Genomic DNA, 26,564 nt, shown 5'->3' on the forward strand with positions numbered 1-26,564 from the left:
GAGGAGGTCCGGATCGAGGTCCAGCCGGGACCCCGCGCGCCGAAAGTGCACACGCTGTCGTTCTCGCCGGCGCGCAACGACACTTACTGCACTCTCGGCGCCGGTGATGGCTACCGCAGCCGAGGAAATCCACCGCTCCTGTGGATAACTTCTGCGCCGAACCACCCTCGGGCGCATCATTCTGGGATGTCGTATGACGAGCCATCGCACCACTTGACCAAATCTTTACGAAGGTCAAGCGCCACGAGGTGCTCGGTTCGCCGATAATCACGAGGCATTCAGGTTTCGCACAGGGAGGGGCCAGTCATGCGGGCGACACGTGCGATCGGCGTGACGGTGGCAATGCTGGGCGTGCTGGCGGCGTCGGGCTGCAGCGGGGGTTCGGGGGACGTCGCCGCCACTACGCGGGCGACGTCGGCCGCTGCGTTGACGACGGCTGCCTCGCCGACCAGCACCCCGAGCGCTCCCGCCACGTCCACGACATCGTCGACGCCCGCGTCCGCCTCCTCGTCGAAGGGCACCGCCGCAGGTGCGCCAGGTGTGCCCGAACCGGCGCGCCAGCACACCAAAGCCGGCGCCAGGGCGTTTGCTGAGTATTTCTATTCGGTGATTAATGCTAAGTACAGAGATCCCAAAAAAGGCACTGTGAAGGAAATCTCGACATCCGGGTGTTCCTTTTGCGACACCATCAACAAAGATCTTGAATCCATGATGGCTAAGGGCCAGCGTTACGATCGTGACCAATTCAAGTATCGGACGACAAAGACTGACAGGTTAGGAAATCAATTTTCCCTGGTGCACATAACCATGCAGCAGCAACCAGCCAGATTGCTAAGTCGCGACGGAACGGTTTTGGAGACAACACCAACACCGACGGTGAAGAGTGTTGTCCATGTCGAGTGGCTGAAAGGCAAGGGCTGGCGGGTAGCGGAGGTCCAGCATGAGTAAAGCCTCGGCTGCAGCGATTGTGGGAGTTGTTGCCGTGTCTGCGGCTGGTCTGGAAGCTCTCATTGTGACGCCTGACGCAAATGCAACCTGCGTCACATGCGTTGTAAAGGGTGGTGCTGCTGTTGGCATGAGCAGACAAGAGACCAGGAGCCTCCCAAAGAACGGCAAGGCCAACGTCAAGAAAAAAGGCAAGACAGTCGTCAAGGTCGTGCCCTACGAATACCAGATCCCGCAAGCCTGCTCGGGAAACAAACCAGGCGATGGTGACCACCAGGTGACTTGCGAACGTGCCGCCAAGGCCTGCGTTCCGGTCAAGAACGCCGAGGGGCCGCTGGTGATGGTGTGGCGGCGTCTGGTGTTGCCGGGCAACGAGTTCGGTGCCTGGGAGCAGATCGGGGAGACGTGCTGGCCGAGCCTCGTGCCGAACGCCAAGCACAAGCCCGGCCTGACCGTCGCGATGATCAAGGCGGCGTTCTCGAACACGCCGTTCGTCAAGCCCAAGGTCACGATGCAGCCGGTGGGCAACCGGACCTTGGTGAACCTGCCGACATACTTCGCGGTCGACTTCTCGGGCCCGGGTTACGGTCCCGACGAGGTACGCACGGTCACGCTGCTCGGCCACAAGGTCCAGATCAAGCCGGTGCTGAAATCCAACACGTTCCGTTTCGGCGACGGCACCAGCCTCGGCCCGACGACGTCGCGCGGCGGCGTCTACCCGGACGGCGACGTCAAGCACACCTATCTCCAGCGCGGCACCGTCGGCGCCTCCATCACGACGGTGTATGGCGGGCAGTTCGCGGTCGACGGCGGCGACTTCACCGACCTGCCTGGCACGGCGACGGTCACCGGCCCGGTCCAGCAGCTGCAAATCCTGGAGGCGACGGACCACTTGATCCGCTGACCAGAGCGTCTTGCAGCGTCCATGGGTGGACGCAACATCAGTGACGGCGGGTCGATCCGTCAACGACCCTGTTGTGGGTGTCGTCCGTCCGGCGCGGACGCTCGTCACGGGAGGGAGCAGGGCGTGCGTCCGACATACAGGAGCAGCGGCCGCCGCTTGATGGCGATCTTCACAGTCCTGGTGTGCCTGCTCGCAGCGGGCTGCACCAGCTCACACCGCGCCACGACGCCTACGACGGCAACCAGGACGACGCAGTCCGTGTCCGCGAGCGCAAGGTCGGCGGCGGTGACACGCACCAAGGCCGTTGCGATCGGGTCGGACCAGAAAGTGACCATCGCGTCGGCGACACTCACGAAGCAGCAGACCAAGGCGTTGCGGCAGGGCTGGTCGCCGAATGCCACTTTGAACGTTGGGATTCCGGTCAGAGTGAGCACCACTGCCCATCTCCCGACGGGCGGGATCCGGCTGTCCCGCACCTATGCCCAGCCGCTGCCCACCGGTGTTTCGGCGACGATGGCGTTCTATGACGAGCAATGGGGCGCGTGGCACGCCGTCCCTTCGAAGCTCTCCAGCGATCGACGGACTGTGACTGCGGTCGTGCATCACCTGTCGTTGTGGACCGACATCACCGGTGCGGTGGAGAAGGTGAAGAAGGCTGTCAGCGATGCGGTGAATTCCGCTGCGAATTGGGCGTATTACCAGGTGGGCAAGGTGTTCGACACTCGGGTCAATCCGCCCAGTTGTTCGGGCACGCCGGACTGGGTCAGCAGCAGCGTCTTCATCGAGACCGACAAGAACAACCCGTTGCTGTTCTGTGTCGGCAGCGACCCAAAGCACGCGTCGATCCTCGACGTGAAGGCGCGGGTCAATCGCGGTTTCGCCTACAACGCCTACCTCGGGCCGGCGACCGACTGGCTCTACAACAGCACCTTCAGTGGTATGTCGCTCGACGACGTCGTGTCCGCCATCGGGCACCTTGACGATGACGTGTCCCAAACGTGGGGATTGTTCTCCCCGAAGGGATCTGAGCTCGTCGGTGCTGGGGAGGAGCTCAGTTTTGGTGCCACCGAGCAACAGGTGCGTAACCTGCAGGGGACGTCGACGGTGCTGAGACTCGAGCCGCCGTCCACGGTGGGCTTCCTGGTCTCCACCCTGGGACGCCTTGTCGGTGCACAGCTGGAGCAGCTGGCCGATGGGTATGCCGCCGGCGCGATCGCGATTGCCGGTTGCTACTCGGACGTGAAGGCGGCACACGACGCAGGGACGTGGACCCGTGCCGCGCTCACCTGCTTGGGCGGCATCGACGAAGATCTCGCCAAGACCTTGGCGAGCTATCTGACCGAGCGCGGTGTCGCGCCAGTGAAGGCTGGCAAATTGGCGGGCGCCGTCGTCGGACGGCTGACCGTCTACTTGGCTTTGGTCGGCCCGGTCTTCTCCACGATGAATTTCGCGCTTGAGCAACGACTGTCGGACTCCGCGCGGACGGTGAACGTCTACCCACAGGCCGAGCAGGTGACCGCGAGCACGCTGCGGTCCGCCGAGGTTCCGGCTGATTGTCGGTTGCCCGCACAGCGGCTGAAGAATGGCAAGACCACCGAGGGCAGCCCGGGTGGCGGCTCGCTCGTGGACATTGTTGCGTATGGCGACCTCGCGGGGCTGGGTTACAAGCAGGCGCTCACCGCGTATGTGTGCACGGCGGGTGGTGTCACCTGGCCGCAAGATCTGGTGTTGATCGGCGCAGGCGGGAAACTACTGGCGTCGCTCAACCTGGGGAGGTTCGTGCAGGGCGAGCACTCCGACCTGACGACCATCTCTTTCAGCGGGAATGCCGCGCACATCGCGTGGACGACATACCAGGGGTGCTGCTTCTACCACGTCGACCAGGCTGCAACCGTCTCCTACCAGTCCGGCAAGTTGGTGCTCAGCAACCACACGGTCAGTTATTCGCCGGAGGCGGTCGCCGAGGACGTATTCCTCGCCCAGTTTGAGAAGAAGCGAGGATCATTGAAGGATCCCGAGGTCGTGAGCGACGCCGAGTGGACGGAGTTGACGACCACGTTCGGAGACATGATCTTCACCGTGGACGGGTCTCCAGGCACCTGCGAGGTCTCGAGCCAGCGGGCCGTGTGCCCGGTCAGTGGGGACGGTTCCAACGCGGAGCACCTCGTCGGCTGGATGGAGCTGGACAAGGACTCGGGCTCAGGTTACGGGTGGCGCGTCACAAACCTGGAACTCAGCGTCGAATGAGAGCGCGAATGCCAGCTGGCCAAGGGCCGCACCCTACACCCCAACTGACCAAAACGTAAGGCCGCTCATATGAGCTGATTCGTGCCTCTCGAAGCCATCTGGCAACGCATCACCCTGTGGGTAACTCTCGCCACACAAGACGCCGAAAAGTTTTTCTTGTGCACAGCCGGTGGATCGCGTTTCGGCAGGTCAGCGCCTTGTAGCGGCCGGAAGTGCGCCGATATCCACAGTGTTGTCCCCAGGGCGTGCACCGCCATACCGGCGATCCCCACAAGTTATCCCCAAGCAGTCCACAAGCCCGGTGGACGTGGGGTTTGCGGGGTGGCCGGGTGGGGTTCTAGCGTGGCGTTTTCGCGTGTCGCGAGCGCCCTGTCAAGGCTGTGTCGGAGGTCAGTGGTGCAATCGACGCATGTTCGAAAACAGCTTCGAGGAGTGCCTGCGTGGCGATTGCTGAACTGCCCCCTGACTACACGGACCAGGGTGGCCAGGGGGGCGGCATGGTGCCGCCGCAGGACGTGCCCGCCGAGCAGTCGGTGCTCGGCAGCATGCTGTTGTCCAAGGACGCGATCGCGGACGCGGCCGAGTCGGTCGACGGCCGTGACTTCTACCGGCCGGCGCACGAGTCGATCTACGAAGCGATCATCGACCTCTACGGCCGGGGGGAGCCGGCCGACGCGATCACCGTTGCCGACGAGCTGACCAAGCGCGGCGAGCTCAGCCGCGTCGGCGGGCAGGCCTACCTGCACGAGCTGATCCAGGGCGTCCCGACCGCCGCCAACGCCGGCTACTACGCCGAGATCGTGGCCGAGCGGGCCGTGCTGCGCCGGCTGGTCACTGCCGGCACCCGCATCGTGCAGATGGGGTATGCCGACGGCGGCGGCGATGTCGTCGACGTCATCAACGCCGCCCAGGCGGAGGTCTTCGGTGTCACCGCCGGCAAGGAGGCCGAGGACTACGTGCGGCTCGGCGAGATCATCGCCGAGACGGCCGACGAGATCGACGCCGCCAGCAGCACCGGCGGCCAGATGACCGGTGTGCCCACCGGGTTCACCGACCTGGATGCACTCACCAACGGTTTGCACCCTGGCCAGATGATCGTCATTGCCGCACGACCGGCGGTGGGCAAGGCGCTCGCGCTCGACACTCCGCTGCCGACCCCCACGGGCTGGACCACGATGGGCGAGGTCAACGTCGGCGACCGACTGATCGCAGCCGACGGCACACCGACGACGGTCGTTGCGGCGACCGAGGTGATGACCGGGCGCCCGTGCTACGAGGTCGAGTTCTCCGACGGCACGGTGATCGTCGCTGACGAGCAACACCAGTGGCTGACCGATACTCGCTCCGGTGGTGGTTCCGCAGTCCGCACCACGCGCGAGATTGCCGACTCGGCGGGCCTTGAGCACAGTGTGCAGCTGGCCGGCCCGGTGGAGTTGCCGGAGGCAGACCTGCCGGTGCGGCCGTACGCATTCGGAGCGTGGCTCGCTCGAGGCGACGCTGCGTCGGCGGTGATCGATGTGGCGGATGACGAGTTGATGATGCTCCTGGAGGGTCAGGGAGGAGCGTCGCCCGACGAGCTCGCCAGTCTTGGAGTGCTTGGCAACAGACATGTCCCGATGGCTTACCTGCGGGCGGGCGCCGCACAGCGGTGGGATCTCCTGGCCGGATTGCTTGACGCGGTTGGCACGGTCACGGCGTCCGGGAGGATCCAGTTCACAACTACCGATCTGCAGCTGCGCGATGGCGTTGACGACCTGTTGCGCACGTTGGGAGTGCGGTTCGGGGTGGCGAAGTCGTCGACAGCCTTCACGTTCACTTTCTCCACGGACCGGGACGTCTTCTGGCTCGACCGGAAGAAGCTGCTGCACAAGCAGCGCAGGGCGCGCACCTTCCAGCGACGCAACTCGGTCTTCATCGCCGACGTCCGCCCGGTGCCGTCCGTGCCGGTGCGGTGTGTCGAGGTCGACCATCCGGAGCACCTCTATCTCGCAAGCAGCGCGATGATCCCGACCCACAACTCCACGATCGGTCTGGACATTGCCCGGGCGTGCTCGATCAAGGCGGGTATGACGTCCGCTGTCTTCTCGCTGGAAATGAGCAAGACCGAGATTTCCATGCGTCTGCTGTCGGCCGAGGGCGGCATACAACTACAGCACATGCGCAAGGGCACGATGCGTGACGAGGACTGGACGCGGCTGGCGACCACGATGGGCAAGGTGGCGGATGCGCCTTTGTTCATTGATGATTCGCCGAACATGTCGCTGATGGAGATCCGCTCCAAGTGTCGCCGGCTCAAGGAGCGCAACGACCTGAAGCTGGTGGTTATCGACTACCTGCAGCTGATGACGTCGGGTAAGCGCGTCGAGTCGCGGCAGCAGGAGGTGTCGGAGTTCTCCCGTGCGCTGAAGCTGCTGGCCAAGGAGCTCAACGTGCCGGTGATCGCGATCAGCCAGCTCAACCGTGGCCCCGAGCAGCGCACCGACAAGCGCCCGCAGATGTCCGACCTGCGTGAGTCGGGCTGCCTCACGGCCGACACGCGGCTGCTGCGCGCCGACTCGGGTGCGGAGCAGTCGATCGGGGAACTGGCGAGAAGGGGTGAGAAGGACGTGCCGGTCTGGGCCCTGGATGATTCGCTCCGGTATGTCGTCAGGCATCTCACGCACGCCTTCTCCACAGGGGTGCGCCCCGTGTTCCGGATGACGCTGGCGTCCGGCAAGACCATCCGCGCAACGGAGAACCACCGCTTCCTGACGTATGACGGCTGGCGCCAGCTCGGCGACCTGCGCACCGGCGACCGGCTGGCGGTGCCGCGGCACGTGCCGGCGCCGGAGATGTTCGAGCCGCTCGAAAACGACGCCCAGCTGAAGACGATGGCGTACTACTGGTCGTCGCGGACACCGTTCAAACCGCGCAATTATGAACGCGAAGCGGATGCCTGCGCCATCGGGGTCGACATCCTGCCCGCCGAGAGGCGCGAGCTGATCCCGGACCTGTTCCACATGTCCAAGCGCGAGATGGCGGTCTTCGCCAACGCGTTGTGGCGGCTGGACGGTCCGGTGACTCGTGGCGCCGACGGTGACGCGCAGATCTTCCTGCAGGCAGCGTCACGGCGGTTGATCGACGACGTCGCGCGGTTGCTGCTGCGCTTCGGCATCTCGACGCAGGTCCTGCGAGCGGTCGGGGGTTACCAGCTGCACGTGCGCGGGGTCGACGACGTGCGGCGGTTCCTGCAGGAGATCTACAGCAAGGGATCGCTGAACGCCGAGCAGGCCGCCCTCCGCGACGAAGTGCGTGCAGCGACCGCCGCGCGCGGGGAGCAGACGGTCGATCCGGCACTGCGCGAGCACCTGCAACTTGCGGTTGCCAGCGGTGATGATGCGCCCGCTCTCTCTGCGGTCGCGACTGCCCTGGACACTGCCGACCTGGACCTGGAAGCCATCAACGACATCCTGTGGGATCCGGTCGTGTCCATCGACGCGGACGGCATCGAAGAGGTCTTCGACGCAACCGTCGTCGGTGGCCACAACTTCATCGCCGACGGCATCGCCGCGCACAACAGCATTGAGCAGGACGCGGACATGGTGATCCTGCTGCACCGCGAGGACTCCTATGACAAGGAGTCCGAGCGCGCCGGCGAAGCAGACCTGATCGTCGCCAAGCACCGCAACGGCCCCACCGACACGATCACCGTTGCGTTCCAGGGGCATTACTCGCGCTTCACGAACATGGCGCAGAACTTCTGACGCATTCCGGGTGAGAAATTGTGGACGATGGCGACGAGCAGATCCAAGAGAGAAGAACTAGATGGCGGATAATTCAGCCTGACGAACTAATCGCGACATTTCTGTTGCCGCTGCCGGATCCCATCGGACTTGAAGATGGCACAATCATCCCCACCTTCGTCCCTCTGGATAACATAGAGATCGACCTTCTCCAGCCGTGGCTCAACCATCTCTGGTTTCAAGACAGTGCTGGGGGCGACTATGCATACCCGTGCAGCGAGATTTTGGGGAATGACGCGTCGCACACCGATTGGTCAGACAAGTACGCGCTTTCCAGCTCTATCCAATTTCATCAGACGTTTAGTGACGCAGCGATCCGTGATGGCCTCGAAGCCGCGATGAATGTCGCGAGGGTCGTCTCTGGACCGCATCTGACGACAGAAGAAAAGGCCGAGGCCCTGAGCGAGCAGATGGTGCGACATATCGCATTGGATCATTTGCGATCTGCAGGGCTAGGGGCAGTCACAATCGCCGAGTGTGGGGTTGGCTTACGGATTGCAGGAGGCACTCTCGGTTCGGCGGGACCGTTCACCTTCGGAGGTGCTCGCGAGAATACTGCTGAGCCACTCGAGGCCGATGAAGTCTATCCGGACCAAGTGGCGAGATGGTCTTGGCGCTTCTTTCCACCGGATGCCGTCATCGATCCGCTGTTGGTCGAGCGTCGACTGCGAAACGCGATCGCTGTCGCGATTACAGATCTGCGATCCATACAGCGCGCAACAGTTGCGTTTCAACGTGAGCCGACAATAATCAGTTCGATTGAACGGTTGCCACTCTTTGTGCCAGTGATTCTTCGTCGAGCATCTCAAATCGGTGATCCCACCGTGGCACCGGAAGTGAACCTGATGGTCACGCGAGGGGTGATTGGATCAATCGTAGCGCCACAGACCATTTCCACGGATATGATGGTCTCCCTTAGCGACACTCGACATCGACTCGATAACGGGGTCTTCTCGGCGCACCTGGATTTACATCGAGAGGCGATGGTTGCCATTGATCGATATGGGGATATGCGCATGGGAGCGCTCTTGCTCGGAATATCTGCCGAATCGCTGCTTGATGAGTTAATCTTGCATCTGATGTGGGAAGAGGCGAAGTCACCAGAACACGCCGCGCGCGAGTGGATGCGGGGCTTGGACGCCCGAGTTCGCTCCGAACTCCCAAGTCGTCTCGGCGGGCCTTGGGACATGACTCGGCGCAACGCGATCGGTGTCTGGGCCCAGGAAGTCGCCGCGCTGAGGCACCGCGTCGTCCACGCGGCGTACATCCCGAGTCGTGCGGAGGCGGAGGCAGCAGTTCGCGGCGTCAATCGTCTGGTCTCTCACCTGTGTGACCGACTAGCTGCACAGGACATCCTCTCGAAATACCCGCGGACCGCTCTTTCGCTAGCATGTGAGGATGGGTTACGGCGTCGGAATGCTTATACGCGCCGCCTCAGTGAGTTGCAGAATGACCGACGCGAAGTGCCTTGGCACGAGACCTTCGTCCGCTGGCGCGAGGCTTGGAGGCGGACTCGCCAGGATATAGACGGCAAACCTCGGGAACCAATGCTCGATCAAACGAGAATTCTCGCTGTCAGAGATCCAGATCGAACCTTGCGTTGGGTGCTTCACGACTACACGCAACACCTTGCACTTCAGGTTGAAGCTCCGGGTATTCCCGCACGCATTCTGAAGCAAATCCACAGTAGTGCCGACAGCTTTCACTCTCTGGGCTACCCGCTCCCAGTTTCCACCTCTTTGCGTGATGTCCCGAAGCCGGTGGTTTCGCAAGATGCTCGGTGGACAGAGGAGTACCACCTTGTGCCGATGACCGGAGTGATGGTGGATAGAAGCGACCTGCGCCAAGAAATGTGACCTCGATCATGGCAAGGGCTTGTAGTGGGGCGAGAAATCCTCCATTGTGAAGTCCGAGAAATTAAACCCTGACGAAAGCGGACGGCAAATGGGGCATCCCTTGGGCCTTAGAAGAACCGAATCCGAGTCGCCGCCACCTAATACGTATATCAATGTGCGTCCCGGGATCGAGCGCATAGAATAGTGATGTGACAGCGGACCGTGGGGCCCAGCACTACTTTCCGGCCTCCCTAATCGGAACCTTCTCGGCGGATACATCCGGACCTCGCCGATCGCGCCACGTGTTCGTGGCACGTCGAGGCGTTGACTTGACGCTCAGGCTGCGCGCGGAGCGGGCTGGCATCGACCCGCGGGCGCACCACGTCTATGGTCACCCTGGAGTTGGTGGGGTCGACTTGGACGGTTTATGGCAGAGTGCCGAGTGGAGAATTGACGACTTGCTGGCGGGCGTCGCGGCCACGTCGAATTGTGGGTGGGCTCCGACCGCTTGGTTCGTTCTGACAGCAAGTCCATACGTTGGACACCTACTCGCACGCCATCCAAAATTGACTCTGCACGAGACGTTCGACCTAAAGGTGGACGACACGGACGATGCACGGATCTTTCGGTACGGTCTCACTGGCAGCCTCATCGACAGAGTCATGACCCGCTCTCGGTGGTCGATTGCTAGAGCGGGAGCGGCTACAGAATGGACCACGAACGACCTAGGGATGCTCTGGCTTCCTGGGTACGGTCCGGGTACGGTTTTGGTCCCGGTCAGTCCGAGGTATGCCTTTGTCCTAGCCGCTGGATCCCCGACTTATCGCTACGGTCACGGGAGGATCGCGATGAGAACATATGACTGGTCTGACGACGATGTCGCTGTCATTAACGACCTACTCGCGATGTTGGCACCGCGGGAGGTTTACAGCAGGAGCGAGCGGCTGGCGGACCGAAGTCGGGCCCTATGGCAGGACGCCGACACGGTGTCGAATAGGGATGGTGTTGACGCCATTTTGCTCAGGCAGTTCGAGGCCGAGCAGGTAGCCTACCCGCTTCTCCAAGGACAGTTCGTCGATAATGAAACGTCTTGGGGCCGTTTTATGGCTGCAACGCACCAGTTCGAGTGCTCATGCGAAGAGATTTGGTCCAAGGTAGGGGAAAAGGATGCGGGTCGGGCTCGTGCCGCGATGCACGGCGCTATCGCTACGGGTATTGCGTCCTTGCGCCGGGAGAGTCCTCGGACTTGGGAAGATATAATCATGCACGGGAAGCCAAGCCCTCAAGTGCCCTCGGTGATGAACGCGAAGGTCGTTTCGACAGATCCATTTTTGTGCGCGATTGTTGATCGTCAAGGAATCCGTGTTCTGCGACCTGACAGGGAACATGGATTGCAGGGCTTTATCCGAGCGAGTAACTCAGGATAGCTGAGGATTCGTTCGCCTATGACCCGTGAGTTTCACGATTGCCCATCGAGCTGTCTGTCTGCAGTTGACACACGCATTTGGGGGTCTTTGTCTCCTCTGGGCCGGAGGAGACAAAATCGGCTTGCAGCACGTGGCGCGCTCTGTCGTCGGCTGTCACGCTGCGCCACCTGGCGACGCGTGCGCGTTCACGTCCCGCAGGATCTCGACGATGCCTTCGTAATCACTCGGGAAGATGAAGTCGACGGTGCCGTGGTCGGTGTATGGCGACTCGTAAAGGCGCGCAGGTTCCATGATCCCGTTGGCGGTGAGCTCGTCCACGATCAGTGACACGAAGCGGATCTGGTCCACGGAAAACCTCGTGTCGTCCAGGAACGCGGCGAAGGCCTCGTTGGCGGCGCTGCGGTCGAGGCCGACGAGGGAGCGGATGAATGGGCCGAGTTCGCCGGCCCGTTCGGTGACCCACTCCAGATCGACCGGTTGATCGCCGCCGGCCTCCACCAGCATCTTCGCCAGCGAGTCCAGGTCCTCGGCCGTCAGCTGCTTGTTGCGCCGCAGTCGTTGCAGGGCGACGTGGTCCTCGTGTGCCTTCAGATACGCCTGGGCCTTCGCGCGGAAGCGCTCCCAGTTCATCCCGCCCGTCGCCTGCGGCAACTCCACGATCGATGCGTCGTCGAGCGTGTCCTCGAAGTCGGTGTAGACCGGGTTCTGCCGGGTCTTCTCGACGAACCGCACCAGTCCGCGCAACCGCAGCCGCATCACCTCGAGCATCGGCAAGGTGACGTCGACCCACCACTCGTCCCCGGCGACTTCGTCGAGCAACTCCAACTGAGCCGCGACCGACGGGATCGTCTTCTTCGGCAGCAGCGCCGCCGCGATCGCCTGCACGGTCTCCCGGATCCGTTCTGCGGCAACGGCATCGCCCTCCAGCTGCGCCAGCTGACGGCGCAGCACCAGCAGGTCGAAGCGCTTCGCCTCCTCGTCCGGGTCCCGCACGGTCGACGGCAATCCGGCCAGGTGCGACAGGATTTCAGCCGCATCGTCGTTCGACACCGCGTCCCACCGGGCCCGCGACGACCACTTCTCCACCTGCTGCCGCTGCGCCCGCACCAGCACGTTGTCCAGGTTCATCCCCGCGACGAACTCCTGCAGCCAGTCGGCCGTCGTCCGCCGCAGGTCCGACGACGCAGACGCGTGATCCAGCGCCACCACCAAACCGAGCCGCGACTCGAAAAGCCTTTGGGTGAGCGACTTCTGGAGCGAACCCTCCGACCCAGGCAGGTCCTGGCTGAAGTAGTCCAGGTTGCCGCAGAAGTCAAAGACGAAGAAGTCCTTCTTGTCCTCGCCCGGCCCGAAAATGCCCGGGCACAACCGCGTCCCGCGACCGATCATCTGCCAGAACTTCGACTTGGACCGCACCAGCTTGAAGAAGACCAGGTTCACGACTTCGGGCACGTCGATGCCGGTGTCGAGCATGTCCACACTGATCGCGATGTGCGGCGCCTTGTCGGCCTGCGAGAAGTCGTCGATCAGGCTCTGTGCGTAGGTGATCTGGTGGGTGATGACCCGGGCGAACTGCCCGCCATACTCCGGGTAGGCGACATTGAAGCGCTCCGCGATGAACTCGGCATGCGCCTGGCTCTTGGCGAAAATGATCGTCTTGCCGAGCCGGTCGCCGCCGGCCACCTTGTAACCCTCCGTCATCAGCGTGGAGATCACCCTGTCCACGGTGTCCTCGTTGAAGAGGAACCGGTTGAGCTCTTCGGGATCGACCGCGGCCGGCGGGCCGTCCTCACCCCAGTCGAGCGCGTCCCACTCGTCCTTCTCCGCGTCGGTCAGGTCGTCATACCGGATGCCCTGCCGTAAGAACTTGGTGCCGACCGAGACCCCGAACGGCGGCACCAGGAAGCCGTCGGCCACCGCCTCGTCCAGGCCGTAGGCGTCGGTCGGGACGCCGTCCTCCAGGTGGAAGAGCCGGTAGGTGTTGTGGTCGACCTCGTCCTTCGGCGTCGCGGTCAGCCCGACCAGGTAGGCGTCGAACCAGTCGAAGATCGCGCCGTACTTCTGATACACCGACCGGTGCGCCTCGTCGATGATGATCAGGTCGAAATAGCCGGGCCCGAAGCGGCGGCTGCCGTCGTCAATTTCGTTGATGAGGTTCAAGATCGTCGGGTATGTCGAGGCGTAGACCCGGCCGTCGGCATTCCGCTCGGTGACCAGGTTGACGGTGGTGACGCTCGGCAGGTGCGTCTTGAACGCGTTGACCGCCTGCTTCACCAGCGCTGTCCGGTCGGCCAGGAACAGCACGCGTTTGACCCAGCCGGCCTTCATCAACTGGTCGACGAGCGCGATCACCGTGCGGGTCTTGCCGGCCCCGGTTGCCATGACCAGCAACGCTTCCCGCTCCCGCTTGTCGAAGGCTGCGTCGATGGCCTTGATCGCGCGGGTCTGGTAGTAGCGCTCGACGATGCTCGCGTCGACCGGTGCTCCGGCCAGCGGCAGCCGGGTCTGCCGGCGCTGGATCATCAGCTCCAGCTCGTCGCGGGTGTAGAAACCCTGGATCTCCCGCGGTGGGTACCCCGAGCCGGGGAACGCGGCGTCGTCCCAGATCCAGTGCTGGTAGCCGTTGCTGTAGAAAATCACTGGGCGGCGGCCGAATTCGGCCTCGAGGCAGTCGGCATACAACGTGGCCTGCTGTTGCCCGACTTGTGGGCTCTTGGTGGTCCGCTTGGCCTCGACGACCGCGAGAGGCAGCCCGTCCGCGCCCCACAGCACGTAGTCGACGAACCCGTCTCCGCCGCCGTTAGGCATGCCCGTCACCGGGTACTCCCGGTCACGCTCCTGATCCAGTGGCCAACCCGCCTCTGCCAGCAGCACATCGATGATCAGCCGACGGGTCTCGGCCTCGCTGTAGTCGTGGTCATCCGGCGCGGTGTTGGTCGCCTGTGCCGCGGCGATCTGTTGCTTGAGCTCGGCGATCTCGGCGTCCTTCGCAGCCGCCAGGTCGTCGCGCTCGGCCAGTGCCTTCGCGTGGGCTTCATCCTGTGCTTTGAACTTCGCGGCGAGCTTGACAAGCTCGTCACGCGACAGTGGCGCCAGCTTGGCTGCGAGTGACGGGTCGAACTGTTTGCCGGTCGGGACACCCTGCGGGTCGGTCGAATAGCTGTATGCCGCAAACACGACGACATGGAACAGCTCCCGCAGCACCTGCAGCGCGACTGCGGGCGCGATCGGCTTGCCCTCGTGCGCCGCGGTGTTGCCGACCTTGCGAATCAGGTTGAGCTTCTGCGTGATCCGGACCCCGACCTTCGCCTTGAAGCCCGAGTCGTTGATCCGCGCGGCGAGGTCGTCGCGGTAAGGGACAGGGAGGCCGAGCACGTCATACAAGTGCCCGACAAGCTGCTCGACGGCCCGGCGGCTGTAGAAGCACGCGGCGGCATGGTCGCTCGACAGGTAGGACTCCGCCCGCACGCAGTCGGCGTGCACGGTCGGCAGGCTGGTCTTGATGAAATCGAAATTGCTCATGATCCGGCCCCCTTCCGATGCTGACGTCCTCGAACCTACCGGGTCGAGCGAGAGGAAGCCGCAGCGTTGCACGAAGTTGACGAAGGTCGAGCTCAGCAGACTGGGTCTGGTCGAGCGTCCGTTCCGCGCTTTGCCCGGCGCGTGAGCATGGCCGAAATACCGGGGCCAGGGGCTCCCCGCGGTGGACGACGACGGACGAGCAACGCGCCGCTCGTCAACGTGTCTACCTACGTCGAACTCATCGGTGCGCACATCGCGGCGACCATTGTTGGTCGGTGGTGTCAACCCTGGAGATCATTCGCCGTCTGTCGACCCGGGCAGCCGACGTCGCGCAAGCCGCTCCCGTGCGTTGCGGAGCATGACCCGCAGTCGGGCCTCGAGCTCCTGCTTCGGCGGCAGGTCGGTCCAGTATTCGGCGACAACGATGCCGTCCTTGTGCATCTCCAGGAGTTCGACCTGCTCACGGCTGGCTTCGGTGCACAGGATCAGCCCGACGGGTGCCTCCTCGCCCTTCTGACGCTCGTAGCGATCCAGCCACTTCAGGTAGAGCCTCATCTGGCCCTCGTGGCGTACGTCGAACTTGCCCAACTTCAGCTCAACTGCCACGAGCCGCTGTAGTCGCCGATGGTAGAGCAGCAGGTCAAGATGGAAGTCATCGCCGTCGATGACCATGCGCTTCTGACGCTCGACGAAGGTGAAGCCAGACCCCACCTCGAGCAGGAACGCCTCCAAGTCCCGCAAGATCGCCGCTTCGAGGTCAGCTTCCAGGTAACCGTTGTGGAGCCCGAGGAAGTCGAGGAGGTACGGGTCGCTGAACGTGTCGGCCGGAACCATCGACCCCGGCCCAACCTGCGAGTCGGCGATCTCGCGCCGCTCGTATGCCTTGCGGCCAATCGCGCGTTGGAGCTCCCTCACTGTGAGCCGGTCAGCGGCGGCGTGGTCAGCATAGAAGTTGCGAGCGGAGTCTGATCTGAGTGGTAGGAGGACTACGAAGTGTGACCAGCTCAATCGTTTCGACAGCGTCGCAACAATCGCCGGATCGGGGAACTGGCGCGAGAACTTGCGCATCCGGCTCAAGTTGGGCAACGCGAAACCTCGGCCGAAGCGTTCGGTCAATTCTTTCGACAGTGTCGAAAGAATCTCGGATCCGTAATCTGCTCTCTCGCCGCCCAGGATCTCCGACTCGATCATCGTGCCGACCTGCCAGTACGTCATTGTGAGCGTCGCGTTGGCGTATGACGCGATCGACTCCCGCGCTTCGTCGATCAGGGCGGAGACACGCTCGACCAGATCGAGCGCCATGGCCGGTTCGGCTCGGTTCGTGCGGCTCAGACCCCGCCGTTGACTAGATTTCCCCTCACCCATGTTGCAAGGTTGCCACCCTGCACCGACATTCCTCCGCGCCGTCGGCGCACCGTCACTCGAAGAAGTCCTCGTCGATCTCCACGAGCTGGATCGTCTGCTTCACCTGGACGCCGACGCCGTAGCGGATCATCAGCCGGGTGAGGCGGTCGCCGTCGATCAGTACGATGCGGGTCGGCACCTGCTCGGCGAACGCGGTCGCCTCGCGGCTGAAGCGGCTCGTCGTGATGAAGACGCCTTGGTGAGCTTGGTTGCCGGCCAGTGCACCCGCGAACCCTTGTATGGCGGGTCGCCCCACCTGGTTGTCGGGCGCGTACCTCTTGGCCTGCACGTAGATGCGGCTCAACCCAAGCGCGTCCTGGTCGATGATGCCGTCGATGCCGCCATCACCCGAAAGTTGTGTGCGCGTTGCGGATCCGTCGGCGCCGCCGTAGCCCATGGCCATCAGCAGGTCGAGGACGGCTTGCTCGAAGAAGACGGGCTCCTGGGCCAGGATGCGGGTGAGAAGTTGGTCCGCAACGTCGGCGTGGATGCGCGCGACGCCCGAGGCGATCTGCTCCTCCGGATCGAGGGCCGTGTCGACCACGCCCTCGGTCGAGGCGGTGGTCTCCGTGGCGGTTGGGAATGCTTTGAAGGTGTTGGGAGCGTTCGCGATGCCGGACAGCGCACGAAGATCTCGCTCCGTGATGCCATCCGGGTGCTCTGCCAGCAACTTCCGACCGACGTCGGTGATCTGATGACGACCACGCGACGGACGCTCCGTCGCCCCGGCTCGGGCAAGGTAGGACAGCGCCCAGTTGCCCCTGTTGACCCAATGTTCCTGGCCCGAGGGTATGACGATGCGTCGCTCCTCATCGGTCAGGCCGAGTATGTCGCCAGCAGCGACGACGATTTCGCGTGTGCGGTGAATTTCGCCGTCGGATAGGTACTGCAGCGATGGCAGCATGTACTGCTCCCAGGTGGGTACCGGCATCACAGCTCTCCTCGGAAGGCGCGGGACTGGAGGGAGGCGAAGAGTTCGTCGTCCCTCTGGGAGGCGTGAGCGACGAGTGCTGCAGCTGCTTGCACCTCACGAAGCCGATCCCCGAACCGTGCTTGTAAGTCTCGCGGTGGAACGGGGACACTGGTCGCCGCCAGCTGCCCAACATTTAGCGTCGGTTGAGCGACGGTGCGTAGTTCGGAGACGAAGTAGCGCTGTGGCGTGGCTGTGCGTAGGTAGCACGCAATGTATGTCCGTAGCGTCGAGTCGCTGATCGGCACCCGGGTTATCGCCCGTGCGATATTGCTGCCGACGTCATCCGGTCCCGCGAGCCCGATCACTCCGATGCTGCCTACGCTGCTGACGAGGATCTCGTTGCCGCGGAGTCGAGAGCGCGCGTATGAGTTCTCTATGCCGGGTGCGATCCGCTTCAGATTGGCCCTGTTAACCGTTCCTGCGGCAAGGTCGGAAACTCGTATTAGGGGTACGCCACCCGGCGTATCGTCACCGGGTTGGACGACGCCGTAGTTTATTCGGTCGCCATCGGCAACGAGTGAGTCCAGGCGCTGTGTTGGCCATTCGCTGGCATGCCCGAACGTGTTGTGGAAGATCGACTGGGTCAGGGAGTCGAGGTGGGCGAGGACTTGGCGGCGCTTGGTGCGGAGGGCGTCGGTGCGATCGAGGATCGCGGCGATGCGGCGCTGCTCTGGCAAGCTTGGAAGAGAAATCTGAACTGCCGCGAGCGATTTCTTGTTGAGGGTTGCACCCATCGCCGCTCGGTTGGAGCCGCCAGCCAGGTCCATGGCTTGAAGTGATCGCATGAGATATCTCGCGTCCAAGACGCGGTCGTTCTTGATGGGGAGGGCCGCGATCGCTTCGTTTGTATAGAGCGGCACTTCGGCAATCCCGACCTTGCCGATGCTGAGCTTGAACGAGAGGAGCACGGTGCCGGGCGGGACAACCTTGCCGAGCCGTGCGCCGGCGTCAGTGATCTGCTCCTTTGTCTTTGAGATCGCCAGACCCTGATTCATGTCCGCAATAGACAGCCACCGGTGGCCAGTGCCCCAGAACAATGGATTGGCTCGGGCCGGTGTCCTTCCCACATTGATCTGGCAGAGCTCCGCGAGTGCTGCGGTCCTCACGACAGCATCGCCCGCAGCTCCGCCAGGCCCTTGGCGATCTCCTCGTCGAGTTGCTCGATGTCGGCGATGATGTCGAGCGGGGCGCGGTGCTCGACCTCGTCATACTCGATCTCTTTGTAACGGTTGATCGACAGGTCGTAGCCCTGGGCGACGATGTCGGCCTTGGGGACGAGGAAGGACTGATCGGCGCGGGTGCGGTCGTGCTCGGCAGGACGATTCTGCCAGCGAGTCAGTACGTCGAGGAGGTCGTTGGCTTCGATCGGATTCCGTTTGTCATCAAGGGAATACCCGTCAGCACGGACGTCGTAGAACCAGACGTCATCGGTTCCGCCGGAGTTGGTCTTGGTGAAGAAGAGGATGGCGGTGGAGACTCCGGCATACGGCTTGAAGACCCCGGAGGGCAGCTTCACGACAGCATCGAGCTTCTGGTCCTCGACCAGAGTCCGCCGCAGCTCCTTGTGTGCCTTCGACGACCCGAAGAGCACTCCGTCCGGCACGATGACCGCTGCGCGGCCGCCGGGCTTGAGCAGCTTGAGGAAGAGGGCGAGGAAGAGCAGCTCGGTCTTCTTCGTCTTGACCACCCGCTGCAGGTCCTTCGAAGTCGACTCGTAGTCCAGCGAGCCGGCGAACGGGGGATTGGCGAGGATCAGCGTGTACTTCTCGGTGTCCTCGCTGGCTCCCTCGGACAGAGAGTCGCGGTAGCGGATGTCGGGCGCCTCGATGCCGTGCAGCAACATGTTCATCGACCCGATGCGCAGCATGACGTTGTCGAAGTCGTAGCCGTGGAACATGTTGTGGTGGAAGTGTTTCCGTTGCGTGGCGTCGGTGAGGGCTTCCGGGTGATGCTCGCGGATGTACTCGCTCGCCGCGACCAGGAACCCGGCCGTGCCGCACGCCGGGTCGCAGATCTCGTCGAGCGGCTGCGGCGCCGTCATGTCGACCATCAGCTGGATGATGTGCCGCGGCGTGCGGAACTGGCCGTTCTGCCCGGCGCTCGCGATCTTGGACAGCATGTATTCGTACAGATCGCCGTTGGTGTCCCGGCGCTCCATCGGGATCTCGTCCAGCAGGTCGACGACCTTGGAGAGCAGCGCCGGTGTCGGGATGGTGAAGCGAGCATCCTTCATGTGCTCGGAGTACGTCGACTGGTCGCCGCCGACCTGCTCGCCATACCTCTGCAGGAAGGGGAAGACCTCGTCGCGGACCGTCTTGAACATCACCTGGGGTTCGAGGTTCTTGAAGTTGCTCCACCGCAGACGCGACTGGCCGGGCAGGAACTTCGGGTCCTCCACCGGGCCGCCCGTGATGCGCGCCTTCTTCTCCGCGATCGTCTGCAGCTCGTCGAGGCGGCGCAGGAAGACCAGGTAGGTGATCTGCTCGATGACCTCGAGCGGGTTGCTGATGCCGCCGGACCAGAACGCGTCCCAGATGCGGTCGACTTTGCTCTTCAGGTCCCCAGTGATCACACGGGCACCTTAGTATTCGCGGCTCGGACTGGTGCCGACATGGCAGATCCTCCTGCGCGTCGGCCTGTCCAACGCAGCCCAGCAGGCTCTCACAAACACCCCAGATGCCACGAACGCTTGAGGCGGGCCCGACGCGTTAAATAGGAAACCGCTCTTGTGGCGTAACGCCTTCCAGGGTGACCGACTCTCATCCTTGCTGTCGGCTCTTCGGTCCGACGTCGCCGGACCCGCACTGACCATGCTACTGCCGAATCCGTCGGCGTGATCCGGACTGCAGGGGTAGCGTCACAGGGTGACTGTGATCGAACTACCCGGCCGGATCCCGTCGATCGACGAAGCGGCGTGGATCGCGCCGAGTGCAACCGTCATCGGCTCGGTGCGTCTGGGTCCTGAGGTGGGCATTTGGTATGGCGCGGTGCTGCGCGCTGACCTGGAGGTCATCGAGCTGGGTGCGCGGTCCAATATCCAGGACAACTGTGTCTTGCACGCGGACCCGGACTTCCCGCTGCGGATCGGGGAGAACGTCTCGGTCGGGCACAATGCGACCCTGCACGGCTGCACGATTGGTGACGCGACGCTGGTCGGTATGGGTGCCAGGGTGCTGAATGGTGCTGTGATCGGCGCGCATTCGCTCATTGCGGCGGGGACTGTGGTGCCCGAGGGTGCGCAGATCCCCGAGGGTTCGCTGGTTGCCGGGGTGCCCGGGAAGGTCCGTCGTGAGCTGAGCGCGGAGCAGCGCGCCGGCTTCCTGGGCAATGCGTCCGCGTATGTCGACCTGATCGCGGTGCACTCCGCGGCGACGGTCGCCGAGCGGTAGCGTCAATCGCGGAGTCATTCGTCGTCCGTCTGCCAGGGTAGCTGACGTCGTGCGGTTAGAGCGGGGAGTGGCATCGCCGACTCAGTCAACCGAAGCAGCCACCAGGCGCGCGCCGAGACTGCCGCCGCCGGGGCCCGGAAGGACAGAATCCACCATGAGCCGCCCACCTGCAGCGGGGGCGTTGAGTCGGACGCTGTTGTCCGGGTACACCCGCAATGTCCACCCCTGGAGACGTACCTGCCGCACCTCGCCCGCATCAGAGGAGTCGTCAGCGGTGGGAACAACCTTGACCGGGTTGGCTGCGCCCTTGACCCACCGCTGCGGGCTGGGTGAACCAACCAACCGCTTCTCGCGAGGCCCGGGTTGGCCGAGAACAAAGCTCACCCGGCCAGCATCATCGCGCGTGTGACCCTCGATGGGCCACGCCCCGACGACTTCGTTTTGACGCACTGCGGCGAGGACGTCACCGTGGTCTTGCAACGACTTTTCGCTCACCACCCACGACCCCGCAGCGGCATCCTGAATCTGGCCGGGTGTCACAGCGCGTCGACCACTCTGCTTGATGTTCACCAGGATCACGACAGCCTCCGTCTACATGCCACCTAGTAGAGATAACTAGAACTATAGACACTATTTCTAAAACTCTCAAAACGCTGGAACTAAGTGAACCATCTCAACTCAAGCGGACGTTTCACGTATAGTGAATCTGCGATGGCTACTGAAACAGGATGGAGAGACGATCGGCTCCGGTCGGCGCTCGCGCAGCGGTTGCGCGAGTTGGACACCGAGCCACTGGTGACGTCCGATGAGCTTTGGGTGCGCACCCCAGTGGGTGGCGAACTCCGGGTAGTGGCGTTCGATTCCCCGGCCGCGGCCGAGCGTGCGATGCGCCCCACTTCGCCATACTCGACTCGTTCTGCCGATGATGTGCCGGAAACCGTCGTGGGGTTGCCCTATGTGGGCCGAGCGACCGGGCAACGGTTGCGGGAACAGAGAGTGCAGTACTTGGACGCCGGTGGGAACGCCTGGATCACCCAACCAGGTTTCTACGTGCGGGTCGAAGGACGCCCGAACCAGGCCCGCGCCTGGGCTACATCTCAAGCCTCGTTCCGACCTTCCGGCATGAAGGTGATCTTCGCCTTGCTCGTGAACCCCGCCCTGGTCGCGCACACGATCGCCGACATCGCGGACGCTGCGACTGTCTCCACCGGCGCCGTCTCAGAGACACTCGCGGCGCTGCGGAGAAACAACCATGTGATCAGCGAACCCGGAGGCCGGTACATTCGCGACCCGCGGGACCTGACACAGCGGTGGCTAGCCGCTTATCCAACCGCTCTGCTGCCACACCTCAAGCAGCGTCCCTTCGGTGGTCCTGATCCGCAGTGGTGGCTGAAGAACGGGCCGCCCGCGGGGTCCTATCTCGGTGGTGAAGTAGCACTGGAGGCGTTGGGTCTTGGCCTGCACTCGATCGAGACCCTGATCTACGCCGACAGCGTCAAAGAGATTGTCCGAGAGGCGCATCTCAATCTCCGCGAGAGTGCCAACACTATTGTGCGAGAACTCTTCTGGAACCCAGCCACCGCTGTCCCCGACGCGCCTCTGGTACCGCCTCTGCTGATCTACGCTGACGCCGTCGCCAGTGGTGACCCGCGCCAGGAAGAAGCCGCCCGCCTCTTGTGGGACACCCATGACGAGCTACGACCTGTCCAGCACTGAAGAGCGGGACCGGTTCGTCGCGTTGGCGTCACTGATCCCAGACCTCACCGCGAGATATCCGGAGTGCATGGTGATCGGCGCCCACGCACGTGATGCTCAAAGATGCTCGCGAAACGTATGACGTCGATATCGCTATCGCTGTGCGATCTGATGATCTGGAGCAGCAGCTGGACAAGCTCGATACCCGCCGCGGCGTGTATCTGCGTGGCCAACTGCACGGGATGGACGTAGACGTTTTGCCGTTCGGCGCTGATTTCGAGCCCAGTCAAGAACTCGAGATCGATGGCGTCGTGTGGGACCTGGCCGGCCTCAGTGACGCCTACCTGTGCGCTGAGACCTACTACGCGAAGAACGCGGCCTTCCGATGTCCGACTCTTGCCAGCCTCATCATCCTCAAATTGATTGCCTGGGACACCCGCGGCAACAACAATGGCAGAACGAAAGATGCCCAAGATCTCGCGTTGCTGCTGGATGCCTGCGGCCATGGCGATTACGCCGACGAGGTCCTAGGACATCCCGCTGCCGAGCGGTACGAGTGGGACCCCTACTTGGCAGGACCCTACGTGCAAGGCATCAAGGCTCAGCACCAAATGGGACCCGCCGTGCGGGCGCGGGTTCGAGACGCCATCGCTCCCCGCATGCGAGTCCTGGCCGACGGGCAACCCAGAACAGATCCTCGCCGCATCGAGCAGTACGAGGCGTTCTTCTCCGGATTCACCGCATTGCCGTGATGTGCAGCGCTCCGATTTCGACGAAGTCGAGCGAGTCCAACAGGATCGGTGCGGAGTGGTACCGGCCGAGCCGCGCTCGCACCTACTCGTTGGCGATTCGATACCAGTCCAGCGAGGACTCCCAACTCATGCCACCGAACGTCGAGTCTCGCCTGACGACGAAGACGACCGGGTCGCCATACGCTCGGCTCATGACACTCAACGCGGTCGCCGCGGACCACCTGCTCGACGGCATCCAGGCATCGGACGTCGACACCGATCGCCTCCGGGTGCGAGTCCTCACCCGTGCGGGGCAGACCAGCGGCCGCCCGCTGCTGCTGGTGCACGGCAACATCTCCTCGTCGCTCTTCTACCAACGGCTGATGCTTGCGTTGCCGGACGACATCCGTCCGATCGCCCCTGACCTGCGCGGTTTCGGCGAGACGCAGGACGAACCCATCGATGCGACAAGGGGTTTGGGAGATCATGTGGACGACCTGGTCGGCCTGCTTGACGCTCTCGGGATCACCTCGGTGGACGCCGTCGGGTGGTCGATGGGTGGCGGTGTCGTCGCGCGGCTCGCGCTGGACGCGCCGGGCCGGGTGTCGACGCTGACCCTGCTGGCGCCGATCTCGCCATACGGCTATGGCTGCACGCGGGGCGAGGACGGTCGGCTCGTGTTCGCCGACGCCGTCGGCTCCGGGGGTGGCGGCGGCACCCCGCGCTTCGTCGAACTGCTCGCGGCGAAGGACCCGGACGGCACGATGACCGACGGGATGCCGGAGCTGGCGTCGCCACGTGCCACGCTCCGAGCCCTGTATGTCGCCCCGCGCGCGGACCCGTGGCCGGACGAGGACCTCTGGGTCGCATCCATGCTGACCACCCGCACCGGGTCCGGCTTCTACCCGGGCGATTCGACGCCCTCGCCGAACTGGCCGGGCTTCGCACCGGGAAGCCGTGGCGTCCTCAACTCGATGGCGCCGAACCACTGCCGCTGGGACGACCTGCCCGGTGCAGCGCAGCGCCCGCCGGTGCTGTGGATCCGCGGCGCCGCCGACCAGATCGTCGCCGACGCCGCCGGGCTCGACCTCGCGGTCCTCGGGCAGGCCGGCCTCATCCCCGGTTACCCCGGCGCCGAAGCCGTCCCACCGCAACCGATGATCGTGCAGACCCGCGCGGTGCTGGACAGGTATGCCGCGGCCGGCGGCAGCTACCGGGAAGTGGTGCTCGACGGGACCGGTCACCCGGCGCACCTGGAGCGCCAGGACGACGTGCTCGCGGCGTTGCTGGAGCACCTGGGCTGAGGTCAGCGACGGCGGTAGATGTCGGAGTCGAGGCGGTGCGGATCGACGTCGAGCAGGCTGCGGTCCCAATGGCCGAGGTCCGCCGCGAGCGCGTAGGTCTCGCCGAGGAAGGTCATCAGCGTCTGCTCCGGGTCGTCGCTGGTGCGCACGTCCTCGTAGGGCAGAACCCACTCGCCGAGCGTGGCGTCGTATTCACCTGCAGTCAGCGTGGCGCTGTCATAACCCGCGGGGGCCGGGTAGGCATACGCGTAGAAGGTGCCCTCGGCGGAGCCGCCCGGCCAGAAGCCGGCGCTGGCGTTCTCCCGCGACTCCGCCTCAGCCATCACCCACGGCGGGCACGACGGTGGCGGTGCTCCCTCGTGCGGCGGCGCCGCGCGCCCCGAGTAGCGCACACACGACAGATCCATTGAGCCCCAGAACAATTGGACGGGGCTGTCCTTGCCGGCGAAACCGGCGCGCCACCGCCCGAAGACCCGGTTGATCGCCAGCAGTTGTCGCCAGTATGTCGAGACCGCGCTCGCGTCATACGACGTGTGCTCCGTGTCCTCGGCGAACGGCACCGCCGGCGAGACCTCGTTCGGGCGCGGCACGATGATGCAGTCCAGGTGGAGCGCGTTCAACGCCTCCATGGTCTCGGCGTAGAAGTCGGCGACGGTCCGGGGCTCCAGTGCCACCGAGCGCTCCGCACCGTCCGTGGTCGACAGCACCAGCCGGTGATCCAGGAGGTCGAACTCGGCCTCGAACCCGCGGTCGTCCAGGTGCATCAACCGGGTTCGCAGGCCACGCGCGCTGATCGTGTACGCCACGTTACACCAGTGATTGATCAGCGGCGTGGAGACCAACTCGATCTTGCCGACGATCTGCAACCACATGTGCAACGTCTCGCGAGTGTCCGCCCACTCATCGACAGCCAGCATCGGCCAGGATCTCGTGTCGGTCACGCGGCACCCCTCCGCCGATCAATGTTGCCTCTCGGACGACATGTCCACGTTAGTCCGATGCCCAAGCAGCCCTTGCCGCGATGCGCGTCGTGCGGACACCACGGCACCGGTCTGGCGTCGGCAACGCGCCCGGCGCTGACCCGTCATACATTTGCCCGTGGTAGCTCGCCGCCGGGGTCGTCGTGCCCCGTTCTCCCACACCGGTGAGTCTTCACGTGTCTCGCTTTTTGCGTCCCAGCCGAATTGTCCGTAGCTCAAACCGCACCTGGCTGGTCGATGAAAGCTGGCCGGTCGCAGCCACATTGGAAGACGACGGGTCCGTGACCGTGCACGGCTGGCCGTGGCCACGAACCCGGGTCGACCCGGAACGGGACCACGCCGTGGTGGCCGACGGGGTCGGCATCGTGGTCAGGGACGGGGACCACGTCGTGTGGGTCCGGCCGGACGGGTGCACGACTGCCCGGGTCGACGAGGACCTCGCGCTCTCCGCCGCTGACCCGACGACGGCATGGTTCGTCGACTGGTCACACATCGACCCTGGTGAACCTCCCGCACCGGCTCCACCGCTCCCGCCTGGGCGGATCGTCGCCATACACAACGACGGGACGCGGACCGACATACCGACGCCGACGGCGGAGCAGTCGATCGTTGTGCGCGGCGACGACGTCTGGGTGACGACCAGCGATCCCTCGATCGCGCACCCCACCAGGTACGGGTGGCATTTCGAGTACCCGACGTCGGTGCTGCGCTTCGGTCGGAAAGCTTTGCTGGACAAGGGTATGGCGGCAGGCGTCCCGTCCTCGTCAAGGCCGGTTGCGAACTGCACCGGCCGCCGCGAGGACTACTGGGTCTGGCTCGAAGAGGACGCCGAGCTGATCTTTCGCTACGGGGAGCCGGCCGGTGGGCTGAAGTGGTGGGCGGGCTCTCCCGACGACGAGGGCTTCGCCAGCCGCCGGGTCCTCGCCGTCGGTCACGAACCCGAGACCGGCGGTGAGGTCGTGACCGCGGATCTCGTTCTGGGACTGGTGAATTCGGCACAGGCCATCGGTGATGAGCTGTGGGTGGCCGTAGCACGTGCCCCCGCACGCCCCGTGACTGCGGACTACGGAGTCGACGTGCTGGCCGTGGCCGCCGACGGCGTGACGTCTGCGCTCAGCGACGGTCTCTCCGCACCCTCGGTGACCGTCGAAGGGGACTGGCCGGACACGCGGATTGTGGTCATGTTCCGGCATACCCGACGCCCCGGGCTGTTGCTGCGCCGCACCTTGCCGGTGTTCGACGAGGAGGGTCGGCCGGTCGACCACGAATACCCCGACATCTACCTCATGGAGGACCTGGACACCGGTCATCTGGCGCCCGCGGAAGACGCCGTCGACGGCATACTCGACACCTGATGTTGCGCGAGTCCGTCGGGATCCTGGCGCGGTCGCCCCTGCTGTATGCCGTCAGTGCGACCGGGATCCCC

The 26,564-nt window shown here is 64.1% G+C and carries 19 protein-coding genes; 10 read left to right on the top strand and 9 right to left on the bottom strand.

The annotated features are described in order from the left end of the window. Window positions 1–278 precede the first annotated feature (278 nt). Entirely contained in the window at window positions 279–521 is a 243-nt protein-coding gene (locus FHU39_RS25075; protein ID WP_183322170.1) for a hypothetical protein, read from the bottom strand. A gap of 19 nt (window positions 522–540) precedes the next feature. Between FHU39_RS25075 and FHU39_RS18470 the strand changes: the two genes are divergently transcribed. Beyond that, window positions 541–948 carry a DUF6318 family protein gene (locus FHU39_RS18470; RefSeq protein WP_183322171.1) on the top strand — a complete coding sequence of 136 codons (408 nt, stop codon included), beginning with the start codon at window positions 541–543 and terminating at the stop codon, window positions 946–948. Then, entirely contained in the window at window positions 941–1,849 is a 909-nt protein-coding gene (locus tag FHU39_RS18475; RefSeq protein WP_183322172.1) for a hypothetical protein, read from the top strand. Before FHU39_RS18470 ends, FHU39_RS18475 begins: the two co-directional genes overlap by 8 nt. A 104-nt stretch (window positions 1,850–1,953) precedes the next feature. Here FHU39_RS18475 and FHU39_RS18480 read toward each other — a convergent pair whose 3' ends face one another. Next, window positions 1,954–2,202 carry a hypothetical protein gene (locus FHU39_RS18480; protein WP_183322173.1) on the bottom strand — a complete coding sequence of 83 codons (249 nt, stop codon included), beginning with the start codon at window positions 2,200–2,202 and terminating at the stop codon, window positions 1,954–1,956. Window positions 2,203–2,275: 73 nt separating this feature from the next. Between FHU39_RS18480 and FHU39_RS18485 the strand changes: the two genes are divergently transcribed. The 3 genes from FHU39_RS18485 (at window position 2,276) to FHU39_RS18495 (ending at window position 9,734) form a co-directional block, all read left to right on the top strand. After that, a complete protein-coding gene (locus FHU39_RS18485) occupies window positions 2,276–4,096 on the top strand; it encodes a hypothetical protein (RefSeq protein WP_183322174.1) in 1,821 nt (606 codons plus the stop codon). A 497-nt stretch (window positions 4,097–4,593) separates the two neighbouring features. Then, complete coding sequence (dnaB, locus tag FHU39_RS18490; protein WP_183322335.1) at window positions 4,594–7,839, top strand: replicative DNA helicase; 3,246 nt, start codon at window positions 4,594–4,596, stop codon at window positions 7,837–7,839. 20 nt (window positions 7,840–7,859) lie between these two features. After that, complete coding sequence (locus tag FHU39_RS18495; RefSeq protein ID WP_183322175.1) at window positions 7,860–9,734, top strand: hypothetical protein; 1,875 nt, start codon at window positions 7,860–7,862, stop codon at window positions 9,732–9,734. A gap of 1,559 nt (window positions 9,735–11,293) precedes the next feature. Here FHU39_RS18495 and FHU39_RS18500 read toward each other — a convergent pair. From FHU39_RS18500 to FHU39_RS18520, 5 genes are all read right to left on the bottom strand, one after another. Beyond that, window positions 11,294–14,662 (bottom strand): DEAD/DEAH box helicase family protein, encoded by a 3,369-nt coding sequence (locus FHU39_RS18500; RefSeq protein ID WP_183322176.1) that lies wholly within the window; start codon window positions 14,660–14,662, stop codon window positions 11,294–11,296. A gap of 294 nt (window positions 14,663–14,956) precedes the next feature. Then, window positions 14,957–16,027 (bottom strand): PDDEXK nuclease domain-containing protein, encoded by a 1,071-nt coding sequence (locus FHU39_RS18505; RefSeq protein ID WP_221185678.1) that lies wholly within the window; start codon window positions 16,025–16,027, stop codon window positions 14,957–14,959. A gap of 52 nt (window positions 16,028–16,079) precedes the next feature. Continuing rightward, a complete protein-coding gene (locus tag FHU39_RS18510) occupies window positions 16,080–16,997 on the bottom strand; it encodes a restriction endonuclease (protein WP_183322177.1) in 918 nt (305 codons plus the stop codon). After that, window positions 16,997–18,145, bottom strand: coding sequence for a restriction endonuclease subunit S (locus tag FHU39_RS25080; protein ID WP_183322178.1), 1,149 nt, complete (start codon window positions 18,143–18,145; stop codon window positions 16,997–16,999). Before FHU39_RS25080 ends, FHU39_RS18510 begins: the two co-directional genes overlap by 1 nt. Then, window positions 18,142–19,611, bottom strand: a complete 1,470-nt coding sequence (locus FHU39_RS18520) for an N-6 DNA methylase (protein WP_183322179.1) — start codon at window positions 19,609–19,611, stop codon at window positions 18,142–18,144. Before FHU39_RS18520 ends, FHU39_RS25080 begins: the two co-directional genes overlap by 4 nt. A gap of 292 nt (window positions 19,612–19,903) precedes the next feature. On the opposite strand from FHU39_RS18520, the gene FHU39_RS18525 reads away from it, so the two are divergent. Then, window positions 19,904–20,428, top strand: a complete 525-nt coding sequence (locus FHU39_RS18525) for a gamma carbonic anhydrase family protein (RefSeq protein WP_343065995.1) — start codon at window positions 19,904–19,906, stop codon at window positions 20,426–20,428. A gap of 81 nt (window positions 20,429–20,509) precedes the next feature. On the opposite strand, the gene FHU39_RS18530 is transcribed toward FHU39_RS18525, so the two are convergent. Then, complete coding sequence (locus FHU39_RS18530; RefSeq protein ID WP_183322180.1) at window positions 20,510–21,007, bottom strand: hypothetical protein; 498 nt, start codon at window positions 21,005–21,007, stop codon at window positions 20,510–20,512. 132 nt (window positions 21,008–21,139) lie between these two features. Between FHU39_RS18530 and FHU39_RS18535 the strand changes: the two genes are divergently transcribed. The 3 genes from FHU39_RS18535 to FHU39_RS18545 all read left to right on the top strand — a co-directional run bounded on the left by FHU39_RS18535 (window position 21,140) and on the right by FHU39_RS18545 (window position 24,158). Then, window positions 21,140–22,144, top strand: a complete 1,005-nt coding sequence (locus FHU39_RS18535) for a type IV toxin-antitoxin system AbiEi family antitoxin (RefSeq protein ID WP_183322181.1) — start codon at window positions 21,140–21,142, stop codon at window positions 22,142–22,144. Window positions 22,145–22,236: 92 nt separating this feature from the next. Then, window positions 22,237–22,875 carry a nucleotidyl transferase AbiEii/AbiGii toxin family protein gene (locus FHU39_RS18540; protein ID WP_343066018.1) on the top strand — a complete coding sequence of 213 codons (639 nt, stop codon included), beginning with the start codon at window positions 22,237–22,239 and terminating at the stop codon, window positions 22,873–22,875. Between the two features lie 191 nt (window positions 22,876–23,066). Then, window positions 23,067–24,158 carry an alpha/beta fold hydrolase gene (locus FHU39_RS18545; RefSeq protein WP_183322183.1) on the top strand — a complete coding sequence of 364 codons (1,092 nt, stop codon included), beginning with the start codon at window positions 23,067–23,069 and terminating at the stop codon, window positions 24,156–24,158. 2 nt (window positions 24,159–24,160) lie between these two features. Here FHU39_RS18545 and FHU39_RS18550 read toward each other — a convergent pair whose 3' ends face one another. Further along, complete coding sequence (locus tag FHU39_RS18550) at window positions 24,161–25,099, bottom strand: DUF5996 family protein (RefSeq protein WP_343065996.1); 939 nt, start codon at window positions 25,097–25,099, stop codon at window positions 24,161–24,163. A gap of 320 nt (window positions 25,100–25,419) precedes the next feature. On the opposite strand from FHU39_RS18550, the gene FHU39_RS18555 reads away from it, so the two are divergent. Then, window positions 25,420–26,493 carry a hypothetical protein gene (locus FHU39_RS18555; protein ID WP_183322184.1) on the top strand — a complete coding sequence of 358 codons (1,074 nt, stop codon included), beginning with the start codon at window positions 25,420–25,422 and terminating at the stop codon, window positions 26,491–26,493. The last annotated feature ends 71 nt before the right edge of the window (window positions 26,494–26,564 follow it).

The sequence above is a fragment of the Flexivirga oryzae genome (assembly GCF_014190805.1).
Classification (GTDB): domain Bacteria; phylum Actinomycetota; class Actinomycetes; order Actinomycetales; family Dermatophilaceae; genus Flexivirga; species Flexivirga oryzae.

Coding starts and splice junctions, on each gene's coding strand:
- FHU39_RS18540 (WP_343066018.1), top strand. CDS start 22,237: ATGCTCAAAGATGCTCGCGAAACGTATGACGTCGATATCGCTATCGCT.
- FHU39_RS18505 (WP_221185678.1), bottom strand. CDS start 16,027: ATGGGTGAGGGGAAATCTAGTCAACGGCGGGGTCTGAGCCGCACGAAC.
- FHU39_RS18475 (WP_183322172.1), top strand. CDS start 941: ATGAGTAAAGCCTCGGCTGCAGCGATTGTGGGAGTTGTTGCCGTGTCT.
- FHU39_RS18535 (WP_183322181.1), top strand. CDS start 21,140: ATGGCTACTGAAACAGGATGGAGAGACGATCGGCTCCGGTCGGCGCTC.
- FHU39_RS18500 (WP_183322176.1), bottom strand. CDS start 14,662: ATGAGCAATTTCGATTTCATCAAGACCAGCCTGCCGACCGTGCACGCC.
- FHU39_RS18510 (WP_183322177.1), bottom strand. CDS start 16,997: ATGCCGGTACCCACCTGGGAGCAGTACATGCTGCCATCGCTGCAGTAC.
- dnaB (WP_183322335.1), top strand. CDS start 4,594: ATGGTGCCGCCGCAGGACGTGCCCGCCGAGCAGTCGGTGCTCGGCAGC.
- FHU39_RS18545 (WP_183322183.1), top strand. CDS start 23,067: ATGACACTCAACGCGGTCGCCGCGGACCACCTGCTCGACGGCATCCAG.